The sequence below is a fragment of the Corynebacterium ureicelerivorans genome, assembly GCF_000747315.1.
GTDB lineage: Bacteria > Actinomycetota > Actinomycetes > Mycobacteriales > Mycobacteriaceae > Corynebacterium > Corynebacterium mucifaciens.
Genome location: NZ_CP009215.1, coordinates 329,374 through 350,873, shown reverse-complemented (window position 1 = coordinate 350,873; position 21,500 = coordinate 329,374). Strand labels below are relative to the sequence as shown.

Here is a 21,500-nt window from a genome sequence, read left to right as displayed (position 1 = left end):
TTACACCACGTGCGTCACGCCGAGCACGACCAGCAGGGCGGAGACTGCCCACGTCGCGGCAGCGGTGACCTGGCTGGGGTGAGCGCGTGCCCAGTCAAAGCCGCGCGCGGCGGCGCTGTCCGGCTTGGCGCGGACCCAGCCGACAGCGAACGCCGCCAGCGTGGGCAGCGACAGCGCGACCGTGGCATACAAGGGGATGGTGGCGTAGCGCACCTGCGCGTCGATCCCGGCGGCAGACAGCAGCACCAAGCCGCCGTAGAACGGCATGGAGGTTGCGGATTGGATGAGACCGAGCACTACGCCGGTGAGCACCGTGGCAACGCCGGGTGTGTGCAGCGGGCGCATGATCTTCTGCGTCAGCGCGGAATTGTCGCCGCCGCGCACGGCCAACAGTGCGGTGAAAAGACCCGTGGCGATGAGCAGGATGCCAAAGACAGGGCCTTCGACGAAGCGCTGCACCACTGGGCCGAGCCCGTCGAAGATCACCAGCATCACCAGCGCCAGGCCCGCCACTCCGAACCAGTCGCCCGCGATGAGCAACGCAGTGGTCTTGGCGTAGTTGGCGCGAGCGGCGATGCCGACGGCGACGATGACACCGATAAGGAGCAGATTCACCGAATCGATGAACGCCAGCTGCAAAGCACCGAGCATCCGTCCTCCTGTCCTGGATATCGTCCTGGTTATCCGGCAATGCCGGACTCACCCTAGCCCACGCCGGTTTGCAGTAAGATTGCCCGCGTGTCTGCGAAGCTGAAGAAACTCTCCGACCTGTCTAAGCGCGGCCCGCACCGCGTCATGGAAGGCGACCTGGGCTACACCGGGCTCCCCGGCAAGGTGTACGCACCCGCCGAAGGCAAGAACCTGCCGGGCGTCGCATTCGGCCACGACTGGCTCAAGGACATCGGCGCCTACGAGGACACTCTGCGCCACCTGGCCAGCTGGGGCATTGCCGTCGCCGCGCCCGACACCGAGACCGGCTTCGTGGCGGACCACCCTGGGCTGGCCGCCGACCTAGAAACGGCCATGCAGATCCTGGGCGGGGTCCGTATGGGCAACGGCAACATCTCCATCTCACCCAGCAAGCTGGGAATTGTCGGCCACGGCATGGGCGGCGGCGCGGCGGTGCTTGCCGCTGTAGACAACCCGAAAGTCAAGGCCGTCGCGACGGTGTACCCGGCAAACGTGGCGCCGTCCGCGGTGGAGGCTGCGCGCAACGTGTTCATCCCCGGCATGGTGGTCGGCCCGGGCAAAGACGGCGACTCGCTGTTCGACCCCGGCAACCCCGCCAAGCTCGCCTACAACTGGGCAGGCGAGGTGGTGTACCGCGCACCGAAGAAGGGCGACCAGCAGAGCTTCTCCGAGGACAACCTGGTCAAGCGTGTGCTGGGCCTGGGCAAGTCCGACCGCGGCCTGCAGACGACGGTGCGCGGCCTGCTGGTGGGCTACCTGCTGCACCAGCTTGAAGGCGACAAGTCTTACGCCTCCTTCTCGGATCCGGACGCCGAGGGCTCCGGTGTGGAGTCCTTCGCCGGCGAGAAGTTGGCCGCGGCGGCTGGGCTGACTCGCGACAACGCCGGTTTCTCCCTGTTCTAGAAATTCCCGGCAGTGCCACCCCGCCGCCCGCTTAGGCGACGGGGTTTTCGCCGTTCGGCCCGATAGCGCGCAGCACGGCCTGGATCTGCTGCTTCTGCGATTTTTGGGCCGCGCTGCGGCGTGGCCGTGGCATGCTGTAATCCCCGCGCGGCACCGTTACCGGCTGGCGCGGCATCGTCTCGCGCGCACGGGCGTGGTGTTTCGCGGTCATCTCCATCTTCTGCTGCGTCTCTTTCATCAGCGCCTCAAAGTCCGCCATGCGCTTGGCAGTGCGCCGCTGGTACTGAGCGACGAAGTCTTCGAAATCCATCCCTACCACTCCCCTGCTTTCTTCATTGACCACGGTTCAGCGCCGGCCCTTGTCTCGGTGACTGTCTCAGGCACTGTCTCAGCGCCTGCCCCGCCCGTCTGCGCCGGCAGCGTGCCCAGGTTCTCCAGCTTCTTCGGAGGCGGCGCGGGTTCCTCCACTTGAGCGAGCTCCGGCGGCGGCGCGATCACCCCGTCACCCACCGGAGTTGGCGGCGGTGGCGGCGCGGGTTCCGCTTCGGGCGCTGGTTCCGGCTCGCACTCAGGCGCTGGTTCAGGCTCCGGTTCTGGTGCTGGCTCAGGCGCCGGCTCCGGCGGCGGGCACTCCTGTTGCGCCGCGGTGATGCACTCCAGCGCACCCAGCGCAGCGGCGGCCCCGGCGGCGCCAAGAGTGCCGATGAAGGAACACGGCTCGATACGCAGCGTCCCCTCGAGCGTGAGCTCCACCCCTGCAGTCGCGTTAGCGCATCCCCCGGTGGCGGAGGCGGGGCGCGTAGCGATGTCGCAGGGCGAGCTGCCTGCTGCCCCGAACTCGACAGCCGGGACAGGACGGGCATCCGCGGCGGCCTCAGTCTTGGTAGCGACCTCACCCAGGCACTCCCGGATGACGCAGTTGCGGTCGCTCGCGGTCTCGCCGGCGCAGCGCAGCGCCTCGATCACCACGTCCACCGCCTGCTGCACTAGTTGGGTGATCCCGCAGTTCATCACGATGTCCAACATCCGCTTTGCCGGCGCGAGCAGTTCGCGCACGGCCGTTTCTGCTGTGGAAACGATTGTGGTGATCGCCTCGCCGCACCGTCCGATGCCTTCGCCAATCTCCCTGGAGCGATCGAAGTGCTCGGTCTCACGGGTCTCGTCGTCGCGCTCCCGCTCGAGGATGCCTACCTCGTCGAACCAGGCGCTCTCGTCGCACGAACAGTTGCGCGCCGGTGTCTCCGGGCGCTCGCAGCCAGCGGCGAGACTCGCCCCGACACTCAGGAACGCCTGCAGGTCCAGCCCTTCCGTTTGCTCGACTTGCTCCAGCAGTTCCCCAGCCAAGCCGTGGACCGTGGCACGTTGCCCTGCGTCGACGTCTGGTGCGACATCGACGGCGTCCACTAAGGACCGCACGTCGTCCTTCACCGCGGTCATCATGCGCCCATTACCCCGTCGGTGACCCGCACGGCGTCGGCGGTGTGCTGGTCGGTTGCGACCGTGGCGTCGCTAAGCATGAGCACCTGCTGCCAGTTCTCCCTGCGCGCCGCAAGGAACCGCACCGACGTCTCATGCAGCGCCTCAAGGGCCTCGACGACGCGCTGGCCCTCGGGCGCAAACCCCTCCCCGAACGCAGACGCGGCGATAGCGGGCCGCTGCCGCTGCAAATGCAGCGCGGCGTCACGGTACGCGTCGATCGCCGCAGAGTATCGCTCGCGCACCGCATCGATGTTGATGTCCAGTGCCCCAGCATGTGTCATATGCCCACCCCCGGAAGGCTCGCAGTTGAACTGTCTTACCCTTACTTAGACTCCCCCGAAGCCCCGGCGGTTCCCTGCCGGGGCAAATTTCTTTCCGCGTGCGAAACTACACGGCTGCGACAACCGCCGCGAGGCGGCCGGCGACCTTGCGGGCCTGCTCCTCCTCCGCCGCCTCCACCATCACGCGGAACAGCTCTTCGGTACCGGAGGGGCGAAGCAGCACGCGTCCGGAATCGCCCAGCTCAGCCTCCGCTTCCGCGATGGCGCCCTTGACGGAGGCGTCGTCCAAAATGCGTGTCTTGTTGGACACCGGGACGTTGATGAGCGTCTGCGGCAGCACCGTCATCACGCTGGCGAGCTCCGCGAGGCTCTTGCCGGTTTGCGCCATTCGCTCCATGAGCATGAGCCCGGAGAGCACCCCGTCGCCGGTGGTGGCCTGGCCAGGCACCACGATGTGGCCGGACTGTTCGCCGCCGAGCGAGAAGTCGCCGCGGCCCAACTCCTCGAGCACGTAGCGGTCGCCCACCTTGGTTTCGCGCACCGCGATACCCTCGCGCTGCATGGCGAGCTTCAGGCCGAGGTTGCTCATCACCGTTGCGACCAGAGTGTTGTCCTTCAGGGAGTTGGACTCCTTCATCCCGGTGGCGAGGACGGCCATGATCTGGTCACCGTCGACGACATTGCCCTGCGCGTCCACCGCCAGGCAGCGGTCGGCGTCGCCGTCGTGCGCGAGACCCAGATCCGCGCCGTGCTCGACCACCGCCGCCTGGATCTGGTCCATGTGGGTGGAGCCGGAACCGTCGTTGATGTTGTAAGCGTTCGGCGTGTTGTGGATCGCGGTCACCTCAGCACCAGCCGCCGCATACGCCTTCGGCGCGATCTCAGAGGCGGCGCCGTTCGCACAGTCCACCACGACCTTGATGCCGCTCAGGCTGGTCCCCACCGCTTCTTTTAGGTGCGCGAGGTAGCGTTCTTGGGCGTCCGACGCTTCCTCGATCACGCGGCCGATCGCGGTGCCGGTGGGCCCGGTCTCCTCCAGCGCCGACATCGCACGCTCAATCTCGTCCTCGACGGCGTCCGGCAGTTTCTTGCCGCCGGCAGCGAAGAATTTGATGCCGTTGTCCGGCATGGGGTTGTGCGACGCGGAGATCATCACACCGATGTCCGCCCCGTAATCATCCGTGAGAAACGCCAGGCCAGGTGTGGGAATGACACCGACGCGCAGCACGTCCACGCCCTTCGACGCCATACCGGCGGCCATCGCCGCAGCGAGCATCTCGCCGGAGACACGCGGGTCGCGGCCGATCAGCGCAATCGGGCGGCGCCGCGCCGAGCCGCGGTCCTTCGTCAGCACCGTCGCCGCGGCGGCACCCAGTTTCAGGGCGAGCGATGCGGTGAGGGCCTCATTCGCCAGGCCACGGACACCGTCAGTTCCGAACAATCGAGTCATGTGGGCAATTATGCCTTTGCCTATCGACGCCCGTTCCGTCACCCAACATCTAGCCTTTTGAACAGGCGTTTTGTCGGTTATCCACAGGGTCTCGAATACGAATTCCACAGGGCGGGTTCTTGCGGAGTCGCCTGTGCTTTAGCGTGGCTGGCATGAACCCGTTCGAGGCATACATCGAGGCGCTAACCACCACGTCCATAGAGACGCTGCGGCACTTCAACCTCGACACCGCGCTGGCCGCCGGCATGGCGCCACAGCGCGCACGCGCATGGGCGGGCATGCACAACGTCTACTTCGGGGCGACAAAATTCACCCGCAAACAAGCCCTTGCGGCGCAGCACGCCCGCGGGTTCTCGCTCGACGAGCTCGCCCTGATCGAACGACGCATCAACGGCATCACGGACGCCGGTGAGCGGTGGCGGCTGCGCCTGGCACTGCTGGGCGTCACCGGCGGCTACCGTGCGATCGAACACGCCGCCCGCGAGCTCATCGACGCCGAGCCCACCCCGAAAAAGAAGCAGGTTGCCTTCTCCGCCCCGAAAAACGGGCGAGCGCGCATCACCATCGACACCACTGACCGCAACGCCGCCGACCTAGAACACCGCCTCACACAAGAGGTAGACCCCGCCAAACCCGCAGCCGAGCAGATGGAGGCCGCGTTCTGGAACATCGTGCGCGGTGACACCGGCGGCGTCGCCGCTGCCGCACCCCGGCCGATCGTGATGGTGCCCATCGACGCACACGCGCGCATTGTGGCCGGTAACGGCGACGACGTGATACTCACCCTCACCGACGGCACCACCATGACCGGTGCCGAATACCTCGCCGCCGAATTCGGCGACGTATTCAAGGTCGCCGCCTTCCACCCAGAAACCGGGGCGGTGAACCTATACCGGGCAGACCGCTTCGCCAACCAGAAACAACGCGACCTCGCCTCCATGGTGTCCCCGGTGTGCGCATTCCCGGGCTGCCGCCACGGCGCCTACCGCTGCCAGATGCACCACGTGCACCCCTGGAAACACGGCGGGGCGACCAACATGGACAACCTCGCACCGCTATGCCGCTACCACAACCGCGTCAACGACGACGACGACCCACGCACAACCACACGCGGCCGCATCGAAATGATCAGGGGCGCACCCTGGTGGGTATCCCCACACGGGCACCGCGTGAAGAACACGAACCGCGGCGCCCTCGACCAACTCTTCGGGACGCGCCCAGAAACGTGAAACGCCGCCGTCCGTAGCAACGGACGACGGCGAAAGACGCGCTCGCGATTAACGCTTGGAGTACTGCGGTGCGCGGCGGGCCTTGTGCAGACCTGCCTTCTTGCGCTCCACGGCACGAGCGTCACGGGTGAGCAGGCCTGCCTTCTTCAAGGTCGGGCGCTCAGCCGGGTTGTAGACGTTCAGCGCACGGGCGATAGCCAGGCGCAGAGCACCGGACTGGCCGGTCGGGCCGCCACCGGAGATGTTGGCCTTGATGTCGAACTGGCCCTCGCGCTCGAGCAGGGTCAGCGGGGTGAGGATGTCCTGCTGGTGCAGCTTGTTCGGGAAGTAGTCCTCGAACTCGCGGCCATTGACGGTGATCTTGCCCTCGCCCTCAACGACGGTCACGCGAGCGATGGCGCGCTTACGGCGGCCAACGGTCTGGATCGGACCCTCGTGCAGAGGGGCGACCTCGACGGTCTCCTCGGTTTCGTCGACCTCGGGGGCGATTGCGTCGCCGATGGTGTAGTTGAACTCCTCGGTCGCGGCGGTTGCGGCGTCGACGTCGGTGCCCAGGCCCTCAGTAGTGTTGTCGAAGTTGTTCGGCTCGGTCATTACTGTGCCACCTGCTTAAACTCGTAGGTTTCCGGCTGCTGGCCAGCGTACGGGTGCTCGGCACCGACGAAGACGTGCAGCTTCTTGATGGACTGACGGGAAAGCTTGTTGTGCGGCATCATGCCCTTGACAGCTTCCTCGATCACGCGGTCCGGACGCTCGTCCAGCGCGCGGCCCAGGGTCATGGACTTCAGACCACCCGGGTAACCGGAGTGGCGGTAGCGCATCTCACGCTCGCGCTTGTTGGAGGAGATGTGGACCTTGTCGGCGTTGATCACGATGACGTGGTCGCCGGTGTCGACGTTCGGCGCGTACTGCGGCTTGTGCTTCCCGCGCAGGATGTCTGCGACGGTGGAAGCAAGCTTGCCCAGCACCACGTCGGTCGCGTCGATGACGTACCACTTACGGGTGATGTCACCGCTCTTCGGGTGGTAAGTAGACATGCATGACTCCTTAAAGTCTGTCTAGATGGCTGCCGGCCAAACCTCGCCTGCCCCTTTGCGCTTTACGGCGGCCGGTGGAGACCCGAAAAGCGCATCCTGCGGGACACACAGGCCGTTAACCCTACGGCACCCGCTCCCGAAAACACAAAAGCGCCGCCGCAGGTGATCCCCCATCACCTGCGGCGGCGCGTCCCCCGTCCCCCGTTGTGTTGCACCGCCGGCTGCGTGGCCGAGCCCGTCCCCCGATGAAAACGGCCCCTGCACCCCGCGGCGCTCGTCGTGTGGCGTTTAGCCCCAGCTGTTCGCAGCGGCGTTGTTGACGGCCAGCATGGTGGAGTTGCCGTCCTCAACGGTTTGCGCGATCTGGGTGAGGATCTGGTTGAGATCCTCCGCCGCCTGGTCCCACTTGGCCTGGTGCGCCTGGTAGGCCGCGGCCGCGGTGCCCTCCCAGGTCTGCGCCATGGGCTGGAGCATCTGCTTGAGCTCTGCCAGGTCGCCGTTGATGCGCGACGCGGATGCCCGCATGTCATCGGCGGCGCCGGCGATCTGAGCGAAGTCGTACTTGATCTGCATGGTTTCTCCTTAGAGTGCCAGGCCGCCGGCGAGCTGGCGGAGGCTGTCCGTGTTGGTGGCGTCGGTGGTCTCGTAGTGCTTGGCGTTGTCGCGGATGTTCACGGCGATCGCGCTCAGCGCCTCCGACAGCCGGCGCTGGGCGTCGTCGTAGCGCGCCATCAGGTCGTCGAAGCTGCGCTGGGCGTTGCCCACCCAGTAGCTGCGGGTGGCTTCGGCGACCTGCTGGATGCGGTCGATCTCGCGGTTGACGTCCGCGTTGGTGTCGTCGGTGCGGTCGGCAGCGGCGCGCATGACCTCGGCTTCGGTTGCGAACTGCTCCATAGTTTTTCCCCCTCGTGGTGTGTTGGGACGGACAACTCGGTGTGCTGTCCGTATATCTGACTGACGTGTGACCCGTTCGGTTCCATGGATGGCAAAACTTTTCTACGGCCCCACGTCAGCCCCCTGATACGCGGCGGATTCCATCGCCATGCGACAGGTGGCGCGCTGCACCACAGTGGGCTCCAAGCGCGTGTGGCACCCGACAAAGAGTTGCACCGCCCCGTCCGGCCACGTGCGCCACAGCGCTTGCGAGCCATCAGCTGCGCGCTCGAGGTAGGTCACGGCCACCCCGTCGGTGTCCACCAGTTCCACCTCGGGGTCGGCTTCGATGTCGGCGAGCAGCTGCTCCGCCATGGTCTGCGCGGGCAGCTGGTAGAGGTGCTCCACGGCGATCTGCAGGCGGAAGTCGGGGTCGTCGCCGGTGGCGCGCCACATGCCGTCGTCTGCTTCGAGGCCGAACCCGGCGGGCAGCTGCACGCTCAAGCCGTCCTGCTCGAGGCGCACCGTGGGGCTTTCGCTTACCGACGCCCGTTCCGTCTCCCGCGCTTCCGGTTCCTCCTCCGTCGCCGGAGCAGGGGGCGTTTCTGATTCCGCCGCAGGAACAGGCGGCGGCGCTGGTTCCGCCGCTTCCCCGCGCGTGAGTAACCAGATCACGCCTGCGCACACGAGGGCCACAACGGCGACGACGGCGGCGACAATCCACACGCCCGAGCGTCCGTCGGGTTCGGAAGGGACCGCGCGGAAGGAGTCCGTCGGCGCTTCGTCATGCTTGCGCTCGGCAAGTGGCTCGAGGGTCTCTGTGGTGAGGTCGATGTCGTAGTCCGCAAGGGCGTGCGCGAGTTCGCGCAGGCGCTGCGGGTCCGCGGCGATGTGCACCTGCGCTCCCGCGGGATGGGGGCCGAGGGCGTTGCGCACGGTGGCGGCGATCTCGCGGCTGGTCGGCGCGTCGAAGCGGTGGACGTTGGTCGCGCCGGTAATCACAGTGGACGCGTCGGTGGCGGTGATGCGCAGGTCGGTCATGACGCCTCCGGCATCTGGACGGTGCCGCGCGGCTCGCCGCGGACCCACGTGGCGCGGCCGGGCTGCTGGGGGCTCGGGCGCACGCCGAAGATGGCGCCTTCGTCGCGGGTGCCGTCCATGACCAGCACGTCCGGGTGCACGTCTTTCAGGCCGGTGAGGAAGGGGCCGAACAGGGCGCGCGAGATTCCGCCGAACTTGCGGGCGGCAACGACGTGCAGGCCGACGTCGCGGGCGTGCGGGAGCAGTTCGACGAGGGGGCGCAACACTTCCTCGCCCACGAGCTCGTAGTCGTCGATGAGCAGGTAGAGCTCGGGGCCCTCCCACCAGGAGCGCTCGCGTAGCTGCTGCGGCGTCACCTCGGCCCCCGGCAGGCGCGACTGCAGCGTGACGGCAAGCGATTGCGCTGCCTGGGCGATGGCGCTCGCAGACGCCGCGTAGGCAGCGACCATTTCTTCGCGGGCCCGGCCCAGGTGGGCGCGGCGGGGGTCAAGCACCACCATCCTCGCCTGCTCGCGGCCCATGTGCTCCACCGCCGCGATGGTGCTGGCGATGAAGGTGGATTTGCCGCACCCGCCGGCGCCGATGGCCAGCACGTGGCCGGAGGCGTACACCGGTTCGAGGTTGGGTCCGCCGATGCCGAGGGGGATCCTTTGGCCGTCGAGAAGCGAGCGCGTATCGACGGCCTCCGGCAGCACCCGCAACCGCGGCACCGGCTCTTGGTCGGTGTGGGCGGCGAGGTGGGCGATGTCCTCGCCGCTGGTGTAGACCAGCTGCACGACCTTGCCGTCCGGGGTTAGGCCGCGGCCGGGAATGGCGGGCAGCTTCTCCTGCTGTTTGCGGTCGATGAGCGAATCCATCGGCTCGGTGAGCCGCAGCTCTAGGCGCGTGCCGATGAGGTCGCGCACGTTGGGGCGGATCGCGCTCCACCGCTGGGTGGTCACCACGAGGTGGATGCCGGCGTCCGGGCCTTCGGAGGCGATGCGGGCGAGCGGTTCGCGCAGGTCGTCGTCGAGGGAGTGCCAGCCATCGATGACCAGCATGGCCGGGCGCGGGGCGTCGAGTAGCGAGGTGACCTCGTCGATCACCCTGCGCGTGCGCTCCGCGTCTTTCATGCTGGCCACGCCGGCGACGTGCGGCAGGGATTCGAGCTCCGCCAGCTCACCGATGATGTAGACGGCCAGGCCTGCGCGCAGCTGGGTGGCCACAATCCCGCGCACCGCCATGGTCTTGCCGGTCTGCGGCCCGCCCGCGATGGCAACGTGCCCGCCCGCCAAGTTGAGGTCCAGGTGGAAGGGGGTCTGGCGCTGTTTGTACGGCTCGTCGATGAGACCGAGCGTGCCTTCCATCTGCGACAGCGGGATCCGCTCGGGCAGCGGCGGCAACCACACCTGGTGGGCGCGCATGCCGAGCTCGCTCGCCACGTCCGCCGCCTTGGCCACCACCGCATCCAGCAATGTGGTGGAGCGGTCCTCCTCCACATACGCGGTGGGAACGGGCTCGATCTCGTTGCCGGTGAACAGCCGGACGTGCTGGTCTGGGTGGTGCGCGATCACGGTGCGGGTCAGCGGGCCGGAGACGTAGGCGGCGCGGAAGCGAACCAGGTCCATCCCTGCCTTGAGGTAGCCAGAGCCAGGCTCCCCGGGGAGCTCGTAGGCGTCCGGCACCCCCAGAACCTGGCGTGACTCGCCGGCAGAAAACGTTTTCAAACCGATGCGGTAGGACAGGTGGGAATCCAGCCCGCGCAGCTTGCCCTCCTCGAGGCGCTGGGAGGCCAGCAGCAGGTGCACCCCAAGCGAGCGGCCGAGGCGCCCCACCGTCACGAACAGATCGGCGAAGTGCGGGTGCTGGGTGAGCAGCTCCGTGAACTCGTCGACGACGATGACCAGTGACGGCAGCACATGCCCCGCCCTAGTGTAGTCCGTGATGTTGGCGAAGTTGCCCGCCTTACGCAACAGCTCCTGGCGGCGGTGCATCTCGCCGGAGATGGCATCGTACATGCGCTCCACCAGCACCGCCTCGTCTTCGAGGTTGGTGATCACCGCGGCCGTATGCGGCAGCGACTCGCAGCCGAGGAAAGTCGCACCGCCCTTGAAATCAACCAGCACGAAGTTCAGCTCCTCCGGTGAGTGCGTCACCGCCAGCGCCACCACCAGAGTCTTCAGCAGCTCCGACTTTCCGCTGCCGGTCGCACCGATGCACAGACCGTGCGGGCCCATGCCGCCGAGGGCCGCTTCCTTTAAGTCCAGATACACCGGCTGCCCGTCGGGGGCTGCACCAATGGGCACAGTGAGCTTGTTGCGCACCCCAGGCCACATCGTGCGGGCATCCAGCGCATCCACGTCCGGCACACCGAGCATCGACATGAAGTCCCCGCCGGCCTCCGTCGCCCCCTCCGGGCGGCGGTAGAAGCCCAGGTGTCTAGCGACGAACTCCGCCTCCGCATCCGTGAACGGGTCCGGCACGCCGAGAGTTTCCACGCCCTGCGCTGTGGCCGCCTCCAGCACGTCGGTGCAGATGATGTGGAACGCGTCCGGATCCACGAAGCATTCCGGGTCGTCGGGGATCGTCACCACGCAGTCGGCGTCGGTTGGCGCGGGGGACCTTTGGTCGTCGAGAATCGTGATGCGAAACGCGCCCTCGGAGCGTGAGTGCGGCAGCCATTTCGCCCACGTAAACGGCGCGTCGATATGCACCTGCTCCGGCCCGTAGAAAAACGCCAGCTGGCATACGATCGAGCGCGCCACCTCCCGCGCGGTCGGGCCCGCCAGCGTGATGGCGGCAAACGCGTCGAGCTGCACCAGCATGGGCATGCCGGGCACGGTGCTCACCGCCGCGACGGTGCGGCGCAGGCTGACCGCGCACACCGGGTCCAGGTCCTCTGGGCTGCCGGGGTCTTCCACGTCCACCGGCGTGCACAGCGCGCCCGCGCCGGTGCCGAGGCGCACGGTGGGGGCGCCGGCACGCTCCCACACGCGTTCCACCGGCACTGCGGCGACGAGCTCGCCCGGCGCGGGGTGCAACGTGGTGGCGTGCGCGCGCTGCTTGGCGGCGTTGGCGCGGGCGGTCTTCGCCAGCGCGTCGAGGTGGCGCAGGTAGACCCGGCGCGTTTCGTCGATGTCGCCCTGTTTCTCCTGCGGGGCGATCATGCCGGCGAGCCCGAACAGCATCATCAGCGGGAAGATGAGCATCATCGGGCTCACGGCGCGGCCGGACATGGCCATCAGCACCATCACCGCGCCCAGCGCGACCACCATCACCACCGGCAGCAGGATCTTCAGCAGCGGCTGCGCGTGCTGTTTCTGCGCGGCGGGCACGGACTCCGCGCGCAGTGTGCCGCTGGGCGGCGGCGCGATATCGGGCGCACCGACGGTTGGCGCGAGCACCTGGTCGTAGTCGAGGCCAAGCAAAAGAGTTCCCCCCTGGTGTTGTCGCCACGGTTCCCCCGAACTGTGGACGTGCTGCGGATTGTAAGCCATACTGTTTCCCGCTGCGCGGCGAATGGGGGCCGCGCCTGAATCTCGGGGGAGAATTTCGTTGGTTGCTACTTCGGCGCACCACGTTGTGCGTGTCACTGTCCGCGTGTCTGTCGTCGCGTTTCATCGCGACATCGACGTCACGCTGCCCACATCGTCCACGCTGGCAGAAGTGCTGCCGGAGCTCGCCCGCCTAGTGGAGCTGCCTGAGGTGCACCGCCCGTGGCAGGCCACCACCGCAGGCGGCGCGCCGCTGGACATGCACACGCCGCTATATGCGCTCAAGCTTCACGACGGCGCTTCCGTCGCCCTCCACCCCGAAGAGCCGACACCGCCGCCCGTGGTGCGCGACGCTGCCGATGCGCTCTCCGGCGCAGCGGAGGCGGCGCGACAGGTGCGCGGATTGGACGCGGCCGCCACGTTCGCCGGGCTGGCTGCGGCAGTGCTCGTGGCCCGGGCCTACCTGCCGTGGCACGCGGCACTCGGCGCGGCAGCGCTGCTCGCGTTGGTGGTCGCCTCTGCGGGTAGGTCGCGCCCGGCGTTTGCGGCGGTGCCGGTGCTTGCCAGTCTCTGCGCGGGATTGTGGGTCGCAGGCGCCGGCCAGGGCACCGAGAGTGCCGGGCTGGGCGCACTCGCGGCCGCGCTGAGCGCCGTAGTCGCGGTTGGCGTGGGCGCAGCGCTGCACCTGGCGGGGCACGCACTCGTGGCCTACATTGCCGCGACGTGCGCGCTCGTCGCCGTCGGCGCGCTCGGTCTGTGGCTGCCTGGGCCGCTGGCTCCGCCGGCCTTGACGCTGCTGGCCGGGGTGCTCGCCGTGATGGCGACGCCAGGGGTGGCCACCCGCGCGGCGGGACTGACGGTCCCGCGCGTGCCCACCGCCGGCGAGGAGTTCGACCGCTCCGACGCGTACCAGGACGACGTCGATGCACGAAGCACGACAGCCACCGCGATCGCCTCCGCCCTCTCCGCGGCTATCGCCACCTGCTGTGTTCCGGCCGTGCTCTGGGTGGGCCGTGCGGGCGGTGTCTGGGCGTGTGCGCTGTGTCTGGGTGTGGCGGGCGCGCTCGTGGTCTACGCCTCGCGCCACCACTGGGCTGGGCCGCGGCTGTGCCTGACGGCGGTCGCACTCGCGGCGGTGGTGGCAGCCGCCGCGGCTGCCGCCCAGGTCGGCCACCCCGCGTGCATCGCGCTCGCGTGTCTGGCAGCGCTGGCGGCCATGACAACCGTAATCTGGGCGCCGCGGGTGGCCGACCTGGAGCCGACCACCGTGGTGTGGTTCGAACGTGCAGAGATCGCCGCCACCATCGCCGTCATTCCGCTGGCGGTGCACCTGACCGGGCTGTTCGACATGATCCGGGGGATCTAGCGATGCGCTGGTTGCCCGTCGCCGCTCTGCTCGCGCTGTCGCTCACCCCGTCACCCGCCCACGCCCAAGAGGTCGCGTGCGCGGTGCCCGCGCGCGTGGAGGCACCTGCGACGGACGCGGACCTCACGCGCCTGCGCCGCTTTGCCACGGGCGAAGGCGTGCGCGTCGCCGTCATCGACACCGGGGTGGCGCCGCACCCGGACATCGCGCACCTGCGCCCGGGCCGGGACTTCGTGGCCGACGACGCCCTGCAGGACTGCGACAACCACGGCACCGCGGTCGCCGGCATCATTGCCGGACGCACGCTCGGCATCGCGCCCGAGGCGGAGATCGTCTCCATCCGGCAAACCTCCGCGCACACCCGGGGCCAGGACACGGACGCCGGGAACCTGCAGACGCTCACGGAGGCCATGCACAACGCGCTCGACGAGGGCGCGAGCGTGCTCAACATCTCTGTCGTGTCCTGCTTGGAGCCCGAATTCGCCTCGCGTATCGACGCCTCCGGCATCACCGCCGCCCTCGAGCGCGCCGAGGCGCAAGGCGCGGTGGTGGTGGCCGCCGCCGGCAACACCGGCCCCGACTGCGAACCCGGCTTCGACGTCTTCCCGGCCCGCTTCCCCACCGTGCTTGCCGTTGCTGCCCGTGCGGACGACCACTCGATCGCCGAATACTCCCTACCGGCGGAGCTTTCCGCGCCGGGGTTGGTGCCGGCCGCGCTCGCGTCGGGCGGGTGGGCCGAAGGCACGCTGGCGAACGACGGCGTGCGCCCGTACGCCGGCACGAGCTTTGCCGCCCCGGTGGTCAGCGGCACCGCGGCGTTGCTGCAGTCGCGCTATCCCGGCATCAGCCCTGCGCATGTCCGCGCGCTAATTACCGCATCCGCCCAGCCCGGCGGCGGGGCCGTCGACCCGCTAGGCGCGTTGACGCAACTGCCCCCGCAAGAAGTGGCCGAGCGCCCGGCGCTGCAAGTGCGGGCGGTGGACCGCGAGGGCAACCCCGCCGTGTCGCGGCTCGCGTTGCTCATCGGCGGCGCGATGGCGCTCGTCGCGGCGGTGGTTTCGCTTCGCGCGGGCCTCAGTAGGTCGCTGTCAGCGCCGCGTCGCGAGTCAGCTCCGCGCCCTCGGGCAGCAGGGCGATAATTTCCCACGGCACCTGCTCCACGTGGTTCGCCCCGACCGTGTCCAACGCGGCCGCATCGGGGGCGCTGTGCCGCAGACCGCTCGCGGAAACGACGTGGTAGCCGTGGCCCGAGTCCACGCCGACGGAGCCGTCGCGCAGACCCGCAAAGTGCGTGGCCACGGACGTCCCGGACAGCTCGATGCCTGCGGGCACCTCCTGCATAAATGCCCCGCCCCGGTCCTGATTCACGCAGACGCGGTCTGGCTCCACCCACGTGGGTCGCTCGCGCGGCAGTCGCAGCTCTTCCTCCGCGTCCGGGTACTGTGCTACATCCGCCCGGGCTGCGGCGGTGGCTTTCGCACCGGCGTCGAGCAGCATCTCGCGCTGCGTCGCCGTGATCGGCTGGATTCGGCCGTTAGCCAGGGCCCAGGACCGCCCGTCGTCGTCGATGACATCCGGCAGCGGGCTTGGAATCCCAGCCGGCGGCAGCTCCGCGAGCGCGCTGATGACCTGCGTCGGCGGGGTCCACCGCGGGGTGTCCGGGGTAATTCCCAGCGCGCGGCGCATGGCGCGGCCCTCCGGCGCGTCGGCGTCCGGCAGCAGTCGGCGACCCTCCGCGGTGACCAGCCATTCGCGGGAGCCGTCGGCGGCCAACGCCGCGACGTCGGCAGGCATGGGCTGCGGAGCCTCCCCTGCGATGACGGTGATGGTGTCCACGCCACAAACCGACCAGCTAGCTGGCGCAGCGTCCTCGGGCGCGAACATGCCCGGGGCCGCGACGATGCCCACCGGCACGCCGCGCGGCAGTGCGGCGAGGTGCGCGTCGCCGATGCGGGCGGGCTCGGCGGGAGAGCCCGCGATGAGGCGCGCGGACGCCAGGTTGGTCACCGGGTGCGCCGCCTCGCCGACGCGCACGTACAGCGTCCCGTCGGCGGCGCGGACAATCGGCGCGTCGCCAGGGTCCGCGTCCGGCCGCATCCAGGCGAACAATCCCATCACGCCCGCGATCATCGCCGCCGCGGCGGTGCCGAAAATGGTTGCGCGGCGCCGCGACGCCAGCGGGTCATGAATCATGCGGACATCGCCGAAGATCAGGCCGTGCTCCATACGGCGGCGCATGAACTGGTGGCCTGATACTTGGGCACGCGTGGTTGGCAACAGCTTCGCCATGATAATTCCCCTCCCCCGAGAACACCTGGCGGAAAGCCTACTGCGTTGCCCCAACCTCCGCGAGCGCAAACAGCTCGTCGGAGCCGTGCTCCTGGCCGTCCTCGACCATCGCTTCCAGCTCCTCCTCGCTGAACTGGCTGTTCACCGCGAACACCACCGTGTCGCCCTTGCGGTAGACGGGGGTGACACCCTCGGAGACCCAGAAGTCGCGCAACATTTCGTACCGCGGGTACTGGTGGCCCCAGAAGGGCTCGGGGCTGAGCAGGAAGAACTTGATGTCGAGGTTGTCCACCGCCTCGTCCACCGGGTTGTGCTCGCCCTCGCCGATGAAGTCGGCGTTCCAGTTCAGGATGTCGGTGTTCGAGCCGCGCCCGCCCCTGGGCCACAGGTAGTGGCGGTTGAGCGTGGGCACACCGTTGTAGGCGTACATCCAGGAGTACCCGTCTGCTGTATCGCCCGCCGTCAGCCCCTCCCACGCCGTAGGCTGGGTCGCCAGCCAGTCGTAGGCCTGGAGATCGTCCGCGCTCACCATGCGGTCATCGTCGCGGGCCGCGGAGTAGGCCGCTTCGGCGCCGCCTTCACTCTGGTGCCGCATCATCGGGATGACGGCGGCGACGACGACACCGGCGACAACGATGGAGGCAACGGCCGAGACCCGCTCCCCCTTCGCGTACCGCTTAGCGACGGGCGCTGCCGCCACCAACCGAATCCCCGCAGCAACCGCAATGGCGGCCCCAGCGGTCACCGCCATAGCCACCGGCATGATGAGACGGTGGCCGGTGCTGTAGTGCAGGTTACCCACGTAATCCAGCACGTGGCCCCAGGTGTTGTCGAACGGTTCGAGCGCGTTCACAGTGACGGCCAGGGACACCGCGTAAAAGAGCGCGGGCCACACCTGCCTGCGCCACAAAAGGCACACCAGGGCGCCGGCGCCGGCCAACCACAGCAGCACCGTCGGGTCGTAGTCCGGGAAGAACTGGATCACGTGGCGCGTTTCCATGCGAAACGCCGTACCCCACGCGCCGCCCGCGCCGAGTTGCTCCTTGGGGCGCCACGATGCGACCTCCTCCGCTTGCGCCGTGCCCGCCAGAACCTGCGGCAGGAACATGGCCACGCCGGCAACAGCGGGCAGAGCGATCCAGAGGGTGTCTGCCAGCCGCGAGCGTTCCGGAGCGACCAGGGTAGACGTCAGCCAGTACAGCGCCACCGCCAACATCACGATGGTCACGGCAGACGGGTGGACGCACAGGATAGACACGAACGCCAATGCGACGGGCAGCGCGCTGGCCCGGCGCCGCGGCACGGTGATAAGCAACCACGTCACCGCCCCCGTCAGCGTGACGGCGAACAGGTAGGGCCACATGCCCACGTAGTCCGGGACCCACAGCAGCTGCGGAGCGGCGTACCCCATCAGCGCGGCCAAGGCGGCGCCGATCTGTGCGGTCAACCCCACGGAGCGCAGGAACGCGAACACCAGGCACGCGAGCGTGAGCGGCAGCGCCACCGCCGGCAGCACCGCGGCGGCGATGTTCAGCGCGGGGATGGGATCAAGCCCCGCCGCCTCGGCGAACAACGCGATGCCCGCGTGGAACGCCGAGGGGTAAAACAGGTCGATCCTGGATTCGACGTTTTGTAGCTCACCCATCCGAGTGGCGGACGCGACGCCCTCGTCCATGATGAAGCGGACCAGGTTCGCGTGCCACTGCACGTCCCATCCCTGCACGATGTTGTACGTGCCGTTGGGCAACCGCTCCAGCCAGCGCAACTTGTCGCCCGCCGCCATATATGCGCTGCCCCCGATGCCCACTGCGGGGATCACCCAGTACAGGTCCGCGATGCTTCGCTTGCGCCCGCTGGTCGTGCTACCAAGGTGCGACCGTCGCCTCAGGGCGTAACGCCACGCTGCTGCTATGGCGAGCGCTAACACGACGCTGACACCGAACGTCCATAGATTGAAGGGCGCGCGGGTCAGGCCCCAGAACCACGACGACATGCCGATCAGCCCGAAGGTGACGGGAATCGCTGCCACCGCGGCAGCCGGGGCCTTCATCCCTGAAATCAACGACACCACAAACCCGGGAAGCGCGAAGAACACAACGGCGAACCATGCTGCTACGGCTGTTGTCACGGCACCTCCCTGTTCGGATTTAACCCAAGCATGCTACATCTCGCGGCGGGCTCTGGTCGCTTCGGCTCGCGCCGCCAAGTCCCGGTTTTCCGGGTAACGCACTCCCACCAACGTCAGGCCGCGGGCGGGAGCGAGCGGGACTTCGGCGGAGCGGGCGTCGAGAAGCAGAAGCTCCTCGGGCCACTGTGGTCCGCGCCGGCCCTCGCCCACCGTGAGGCAGGTAGCCACGAGCGCGCGCACCATGTTCCAACAGAACGCGTCGGCGGTGATGCGCGCCTCGTAGACCATGGGCTCCACCTCAGACCACGTGAAACTGTGCACGTCCCGGATCGTGGTCGCGTGCGGTTTCGGACGACAGAAGGCGGCGAAGTCGTGCAACCCCACCAGCGCGTCCGCGCATGCTTGAACCGCGTGCAGGTCCACCGGCTTCGGCCACACGGCGGTGTCCCTGACGCGGGAGGGCGCGGCGCCCGCGGGGTGCGTGGTGACGCGGTAGACGTACGTGCGGGTGAGCGCTGAGAAGCGCGCGTCGAAGCCCTCCGGGGCACGCGAGACCCCGAAAACGCGGACATCCTCGTCCAGCAACTTTGCTAAACGACGCACCAGGCGCCCAGGATCGCCCTCAATCGAGCGCTGGTCCAGCGACGCGGCCGGAATGTCAGCGTGGGCCACCTGCCCCGAAGCGTGCACGCCAGCGTCCGTGCGCCCGGCGACGGTGAGCTGCACCTCGGTGCGAAGAACAAGGGACAGGACGTCCTCGATCGTCTGCTGGACGGTGCGCAGATTCCCCTTTTGCCGCGCCCAGCCGTGAAAATCGGTGCCATCGTAGGCGATGTCGAGGCGCAGGCGCAGCGTGTCGTCCATGGTGAGGCATTGTATCGCCGCACCAGAAGCACAACGGCAAAGCGCCCGGTCGCACTGCGTGTGCAGTGCGACCGGGCGCTGGACCGGATGTGTAGCGGGTGCTACTTGTCCTCGGCCGGAGCCTCGGTTGACTCGGTGACCTCAGTGGTCTCCTCGGCAGTGGCCGGAGCCTCTGCCTCAGCCTGGCGGGAGGCGGCGGCGCGGGCTGCGCGGGTGGCCTCGGAGGACACGGTCTCTTCGAGCACCAGAGAGATCTGGGTCATCGGAGCGTTGTCGCCCGGGCGGTTCTCCAGCTTGATGGAGCGGGTGTAGCCGCCGTCGCGGTTGGCGAACTTCGGTGCGAGCTCGTTGAACAGGTAGGTCACAACCGCCTTGTTCGGCAGCTCGGCGAGCACGGCGCGGCGGTCGGCCACGGTGCCCTTCTTCGCCTTGGTGATCAGCTTCTCAGCGTACGGACGCAGCTGGCGTGCTTTCGCGTCCGTCGTCTTGATTGCGCCGTGCTCGAACAGGGCCTGGGCCAGGTTGGACAGAATGTGCTTCTGGTGGCTGGCCGAGCCTCCGAGACGGGCGCCCTTCTTCGGGGTAGGCATTTTCGTACTCCTCGTGTGCGGTTAGTTGAGCGCGTGCTCTGTTGTGTTACTCGGTCTCGTCCGCGCTGGTGTCGACATAGTCCCCGGTCTCGGCGTCGTAGCCTTCGATCTGGGTCGGGTCAAAATCTTCCGGAGCATCCTTCAGGGTCAGGCCCAAGCTTGCGAGCTTGATCTTGACCTCGTTGATGGACTTCTGGCCGAAGTTGCGGATATCCAGCAGGTCGCTCTCGGTGCACTCTGCGAGCTCACCGACGGTGTGGATGTCCTGGCGCTTCAGACAGTTGTAGGAGCGCACGGAGAAGTTCAGCTCCTCAATCGGCGTGGAATACGCGGCGATGTACTCGGTCTCCTGCTCCGACGGGCCAATCTCAATGCCCTCGGCCGCGGTGTTCAGCTCGCGCGCCAAGCCGAAGAGCTCCACGAGGGTGGATCCGGCAGACGCGAGGGCGTCACGTGCGGTCATGGAGTTCTTGGTCTCCACATCGATGATGAGCTTGTCAAAGTCGGTGCGCTGCTCAACACGGGTCGCCTCAACCTTGTAGGCGACGCGGGTGACCGGAGAGTAAATCTGGTCGACCGGAATGCGGCCGGCCTCTCCGCCGGAGTTGGGCATGGCCGGGACGTAGCCGCGGCCGCGCTCGACGACGAGCTCCATCTCGAGGCGAGCCTGCTCGTTCAGCGACGCAATGTGCAGATCCGGGTTGTGGATCTCCACACCGGCCGGCGCCTCGATGTCGCCCGCGGTGACGTCGCCGGGCCCCTCAACGGCGAGCTGCATGACAACCGGCTCGTCCGAGTCGGAAGACAGCACCAGGTCCTTGATGTTGAGGATGATCTCCGAGACGTTCTCCTTCACACCGTTGATCGTGGTGAACTCGTGGAGCACACCGTCGATCTTGATGGAGGTCACGGCTGCGCCCGGGATGGACGACAGCAGCGTGCGGCGAAGCGAGTTGCCCAGGGTGTAGCCGAAACCAGGCTCGAGCGGCTCGATGACGAACTTCGAGCGGTTGGTGTCGATGTACTCCTCGGTCAATTCAGGACGCTGAGAGATGAGCATGAACTTCTCCTTTGTCGGCTCCCGCTATTTGAAGCCGGTAGGAATGGATGTGCGGAAGATTCCGTGCCCGGTCGACGTCGTCCACCGGTGCGCGGGGTGAAGCAAACGGAAAGTTTACTTCGAGTAGAGCTCGACGATGAGCTGCTCCTGCAGCGGCACGTCGATCTGAGCGCGCTCGGGCAGCTGGTGCACGAGAATGCGCAGGGTGTCCGGAACGACCTGCAGCCACGCCGGAACAACGGCGTCGAGCAGGCTGTCCTGAGCCTCTTCGAACCACAGCATGCTGCGGGACTTGTCACGGACGTCGATGATGTCGTACTGCGTCACGGCGAAGGACGGGACGTCGATCTTCTTGCCGTTCACCGTGAAGTGGCCGTGGGAAACCAGCTGACGCGCCTGGCGGCGGGTCTTGGCCAGGCCGGCGCGGTAGATGACGTTGTCCAGACGGGACTCCAGCAGGATCAGCAGGTTGTCGCCGGTCTTACCCTGACGACGGTTCGCCTCTTCGTAGTAGCGGCGGAACTGCTTCTCCATCACGCCGTAGGTGAAGCGGGCCTTCTGCTTCTCCTGCAGCTGGAGCAGGTACTCGGACTCCTTGATGCGGGCGCGGCCAGCCTGCCCCGGGGGGTAGGGGCGACGCTCGAAGGACATGTCGCCGCCGACGAGGTCGACGCGGAGGCGACGGGACTTACGGGTAGCAGGGCCGGTGTAACGAGCCATGTCTCTTTACCTCTTTTCCTTTCAGCC

21 protein-coding genes are annotated in these 21,500 nt (G+C 68.0%); 4 read left to right on the top strand and 17 right to left on the bottom strand.

Annotated elements, in window-relative coordinates:
* Positions 1-651, bottom strand: a complete 651-nt coding sequence (locus CUREI_RS01810; protein ID WP_038609768.1) for a membrane protein — start codon at positions 649-651, stop codon at positions 1-3.
* 87 nt (positions 652-738) lie between these two features.
* Between CUREI_RS01810 and CUREI_RS01805 the strand changes: the two genes are divergently transcribed.
* Complete coding sequence (locus CUREI_RS01805; protein WP_038609765.1) at positions 739-1,593, top strand: poly(ethylene terephthalate) hydrolase family protein; 855 nt, start codon at positions 739-741, stop codon at positions 1,591-1,593.
* Positions 1,594-1,624: 31 nt separating this feature from the next.
* Here the strand turns inward: CUREI_RS01805 and CUREI_RS01800 are convergent, their stop codons facing one another.
* From CUREI_RS01800 to glmM, 4 genes are all read right to left on the bottom strand, one after another.
* Positions 1,625-1,903, bottom strand: coding sequence for a hypothetical protein (locus tag CUREI_RS01800; protein WP_038609763.1), 279 nt, complete (start codon positions 1,901-1,903; stop codon positions 1,625-1,627).
* 2 nt (positions 1,904-1,905) lie between these two features.
* Complete coding sequence (locus CUREI_RS12530) at positions 1,906-3,030, bottom strand: hypothetical protein (protein ID WP_051952127.1); 1,125 nt, start codon at positions 3,028-3,030, stop codon at positions 1,906-1,908.
* A complete protein-coding gene (locus CUREI_RS01790; RefSeq protein WP_038609759.1) occupies positions 3,030-3,353 on the bottom strand; it encodes a hypothetical protein in 324 nt (107 codons plus the stop codon). Before CUREI_RS01790 ends, CUREI_RS12530 begins: the two co-directional genes overlap by 1 nt.
* A gap of 106 nt (positions 3,354-3,459) precedes the next feature.
* Positions 3,460-4,803, bottom strand: a complete 1,344-nt coding sequence (gene glmM / locus CUREI_RS01785) for a phosphoglucosamine mutase (protein WP_038609756.1) — start codon at positions 4,801-4,803, stop codon at positions 3,460-3,462.
* Between the two features lie 152 nt (positions 4,804-4,955).
* Between glmM and CUREI_RS01780 the strand changes: the two genes are divergently transcribed.
* Positions 4,956-6,032 carry an HNH endonuclease signature motif containing protein gene (locus CUREI_RS01780; RefSeq protein ID WP_051952126.1) on the top strand — a complete coding sequence of 359 codons (1,077 nt, stop codon included), beginning with the start codon at positions 4,956-4,958 and terminating at the stop codon, positions 6,030-6,032.
* Between the two features lie 48 nt (positions 6,033-6,080).
* Here the strand turns inward: CUREI_RS01780 and rpsI are convergent, their stop codons facing one another.
* The 6 genes from rpsI to eccCb form a co-directional block, all read right to left on the bottom strand.
* On the bottom strand, positions 6,081-6,626 hold the full coding sequence (gene rpsI, locus CUREI_RS01775; RefSeq protein WP_038609754.1) for a 30S ribosomal protein S9: 546 nt from the start codon (positions 6,624-6,626) through the stop codon (positions 6,081-6,083).
* Complete coding sequence (gene rplM / locus CUREI_RS01770; protein WP_038609751.1) at positions 6,626-7,069, bottom strand: 50S ribosomal protein L13; 444 nt, start codon at positions 7,067-7,069, stop codon at positions 6,626-6,628. Before rplM ends, rpsI begins: the two co-directional genes overlap by 1 nt.
* A 288-nt stretch (positions 7,070-7,357) precedes the next feature.
* Positions 7,358-7,642, bottom strand: coding sequence for a WXG100 family type VII secretion target (locus tag CUREI_RS01765; protein WP_038609748.1), 285 nt, complete (start codon positions 7,640-7,642; stop codon positions 7,358-7,360).
* 9 nt (positions 7,643-7,651) lie between these two features.
* The gene (locus CUREI_RS01760) at positions 7,652-7,963 is read right to left on the bottom strand and encodes a WXG100 family type VII secretion target (protein ID WP_038609747.1); all 312 of its coding nucleotides are present in this window, start codon (positions 7,961-7,963) and stop codon (positions 7,652-7,654) included.
* A gap of 102 nt (positions 7,964-8,065) precedes the next feature.
* Positions 8,066-8,983 (bottom strand): type VII secretion-associated protein, encoded by a 918-nt coding sequence (locus CUREI_RS01755; protein WP_038609744.1) that lies wholly within the window; start codon positions 8,981-8,983, stop codon positions 8,066-8,068.
* The gene (eccCb, locus tag CUREI_RS01750; protein WP_038609741.1) at positions 8,980-12,390 is read right to left on the bottom strand and encodes a type VII secretion protein EccCb; all 3,411 of its coding nucleotides are present in this window, start codon (positions 12,388-12,390) and stop codon (positions 8,980-8,982) included. Before eccCb ends, CUREI_RS01755 begins: the two co-directional genes overlap by 4 nt.
* Positions 12,391-12,517: 127 nt before the next feature.
* Here eccCb and eccD point away from each other — a divergent pair, with 127 nt between their 5' ends.
* Both eccD and CUREI_RS01740 read left to right on the top strand, forming a co-directional pair.
* Positions 12,518-13,822 carry a type VII secretion integral membrane protein EccD gene (gene eccD / locus CUREI_RS01745; RefSeq protein ID WP_158407440.1) on the top strand — a complete coding sequence of 435 codons (1,305 nt, stop codon included), beginning with the start codon at positions 12,518-12,520 and terminating at the stop codon, positions 13,820-13,822.
* A gap of 2 nt (positions 13,823-13,824) precedes the next feature.
* A complete protein-coding gene (locus CUREI_RS01740) occupies positions 13,825-14,961 on the top strand; it encodes a S8 family serine peptidase (protein ID WP_051952125.1) in 1,137 nt (378 codons plus the stop codon).
* Here CUREI_RS01740 and eccB read toward each other — a convergent pair.
* From eccB to rpsD, 6 genes are all read right to left on the bottom strand, one after another.
* Entirely contained in the window at positions 14,897-16,111 is a 1,215-nt protein-coding gene (gene eccB, locus CUREI_RS01735) for a type VII secretion protein EccB (protein WP_038609736.1), read from the bottom strand. The two genes, CUREI_RS01740 and eccB, sit on opposite strands and share 65 nt — an antisense overlap.
* A gap of 37 nt (positions 16,112-16,148) precedes the next feature.
* Entirely contained in the window at positions 16,149-18,239 is a 2,091-nt protein-coding gene (locus tag CUREI_RS01730) for a DUF6541 family protein (RefSeq protein WP_038609733.1), read from the bottom strand.
* Between the two features lie 33 nt (positions 18,240-18,272).
* A complete protein-coding gene (truA, locus tag CUREI_RS01725; protein ID WP_051952124.1) occupies positions 18,273-19,103 on the bottom strand; it encodes a tRNA pseudouridine(38-40) synthase TruA in 831 nt (276 codons plus the stop codon).
* 101 nt (positions 19,104-19,204) lie between these two features.
* On the bottom strand, positions 19,205-19,693 hold the full coding sequence (rplQ, locus tag CUREI_RS01720; protein ID WP_038609727.1) for a 50S ribosomal protein L17: 489 nt from the start codon (positions 19,691-19,693) through the stop codon (positions 19,205-19,207).
* A gap of 46 nt (positions 19,694-19,739) precedes the next feature.
* Positions 19,740-20,753: a DNA-directed RNA polymerase subunit alpha gene (locus CUREI_RS01715; RefSeq protein WP_038609724.1), complete on the bottom strand. Its 1,014-nt coding sequence runs from the start codon at positions 20,751-20,753 to the stop codon at positions 19,740-19,742.
* Between the two features lie 114 nt (positions 20,754-20,867).
* A complete protein-coding gene (rpsD, locus tag CUREI_RS01710; RefSeq protein WP_038609721.1) occupies positions 20,868-21,473 on the bottom strand; it encodes a 30S ribosomal protein S4 in 606 nt (201 codons plus the stop codon).
* Between the last annotated feature and the right edge of the window lie 27 nt (positions 21,474-21,500).

Bases quoted from the DNA above. Each gene is read 5' to 3' on its own strand.
- CUREI_RS01715 (WP_038609724.1), bottom strand. From the start codon at position 20,753: ATGCTCATCTCTCAGCGTCCTGAATTGACCGAGGAGTACATCGACACC.
- CUREI_RS01800 (WP_038609763.1), bottom strand. From the start codon at position 1,903: ATGGATTTCGAAGACTTCGTCGCTCAGTACCAGCGGCGCACTGCCAAG.
- truA (WP_051952124.1), bottom strand. From the start codon at position 19,103: ATGGACGACACGCTGCGCCTGCGCCTCGACATCGCCTACGATGGCACC.
- CUREI_RS12530 (WP_051952127.1), bottom strand. From the start codon at position 3,030: ATGACCGCGGTGAAGGACGACGTGCGGTCCTTAGTGGACGCCGTCGAT.
- eccB (WP_038609736.1), bottom strand. From the start codon at position 16,111: ATGGCGAAGCTGTTGCCAACCACGCGTGCCCAAGTATCAGGCCACCAG.
- CUREI_RS01755 (WP_038609744.1), bottom strand. From the start codon at position 8,983: ATGACCGACCTGCGCATCACCGCCACCGACGCGTCCACTGTGATTACC.
- rpsI (WP_038609754.1), bottom strand. From the start codon at position 6,626: ATGACCGAGCCGAACAACTTCGACAACACTACTGAGGGCCTGGGCACC.
- CUREI_RS01740 (WP_051952125.1), top strand. From the start codon at position 13,825: ATGCGCTGGTTGCCCGTCGCCGCTCTGCTCGCGCTGTCGCTCACCCCG.
- rplM (WP_038609751.1), bottom strand. From the start codon at position 7,069: ATGTCTACTTACCACCCGAAGAGCGGTGACATCACCCGTAAGTGGTAC.
- rpsD (WP_038609721.1), bottom strand. From the start codon at position 21,473: ATGGCTCGTTACACCGGCCCTGCTACCCGTAAGTCCCGTCGCCTCCGC.
- CUREI_RS01790 (WP_038609759.1), bottom strand. From the start codon at position 3,353: ATGACACATGCTGGGGCACTGGACATCAACATCGATGCGGTGCGCGAG.
- glmM (WP_038609756.1), bottom strand. From the start codon at position 4,803: ATGACTCGATTGTTCGGAACTGACGGTGTCCGTGGCCTGGCGAATGAG.
- CUREI_RS01780 (WP_051952126.1), top strand. From the start codon at position 4,956: ATGAACCCGTTCGAGGCATACATCGAGGCGCTAACCACCACGTCCATA.
- CUREI_RS01810 (WP_038609768.1), bottom strand. From the start codon at position 651: ATGCTCGGTGCTTTGCAGCTGGCGTTCATCGATTCGGTGAATCTGCTC.
- CUREI_RS01765 (WP_038609748.1), bottom strand. From the start codon at position 7,642: ATGCAGATCAAGTACGACTTCGCTCAGATCGCCGGCGCCGCCGATGAC.
- CUREI_RS01760 (WP_038609747.1), bottom strand. From the start codon at position 7,963: ATGGAGCAGTTCGCAACCGAAGCCGAGGTCATGCGCGCCGCTGCCGAC.
- rplQ (WP_038609727.1), bottom strand. From the start codon at position 19,693: ATGCCTACCCCGAAGAAGGGCGCCCGTCTCGGAGGCTCGGCCAGCCAC.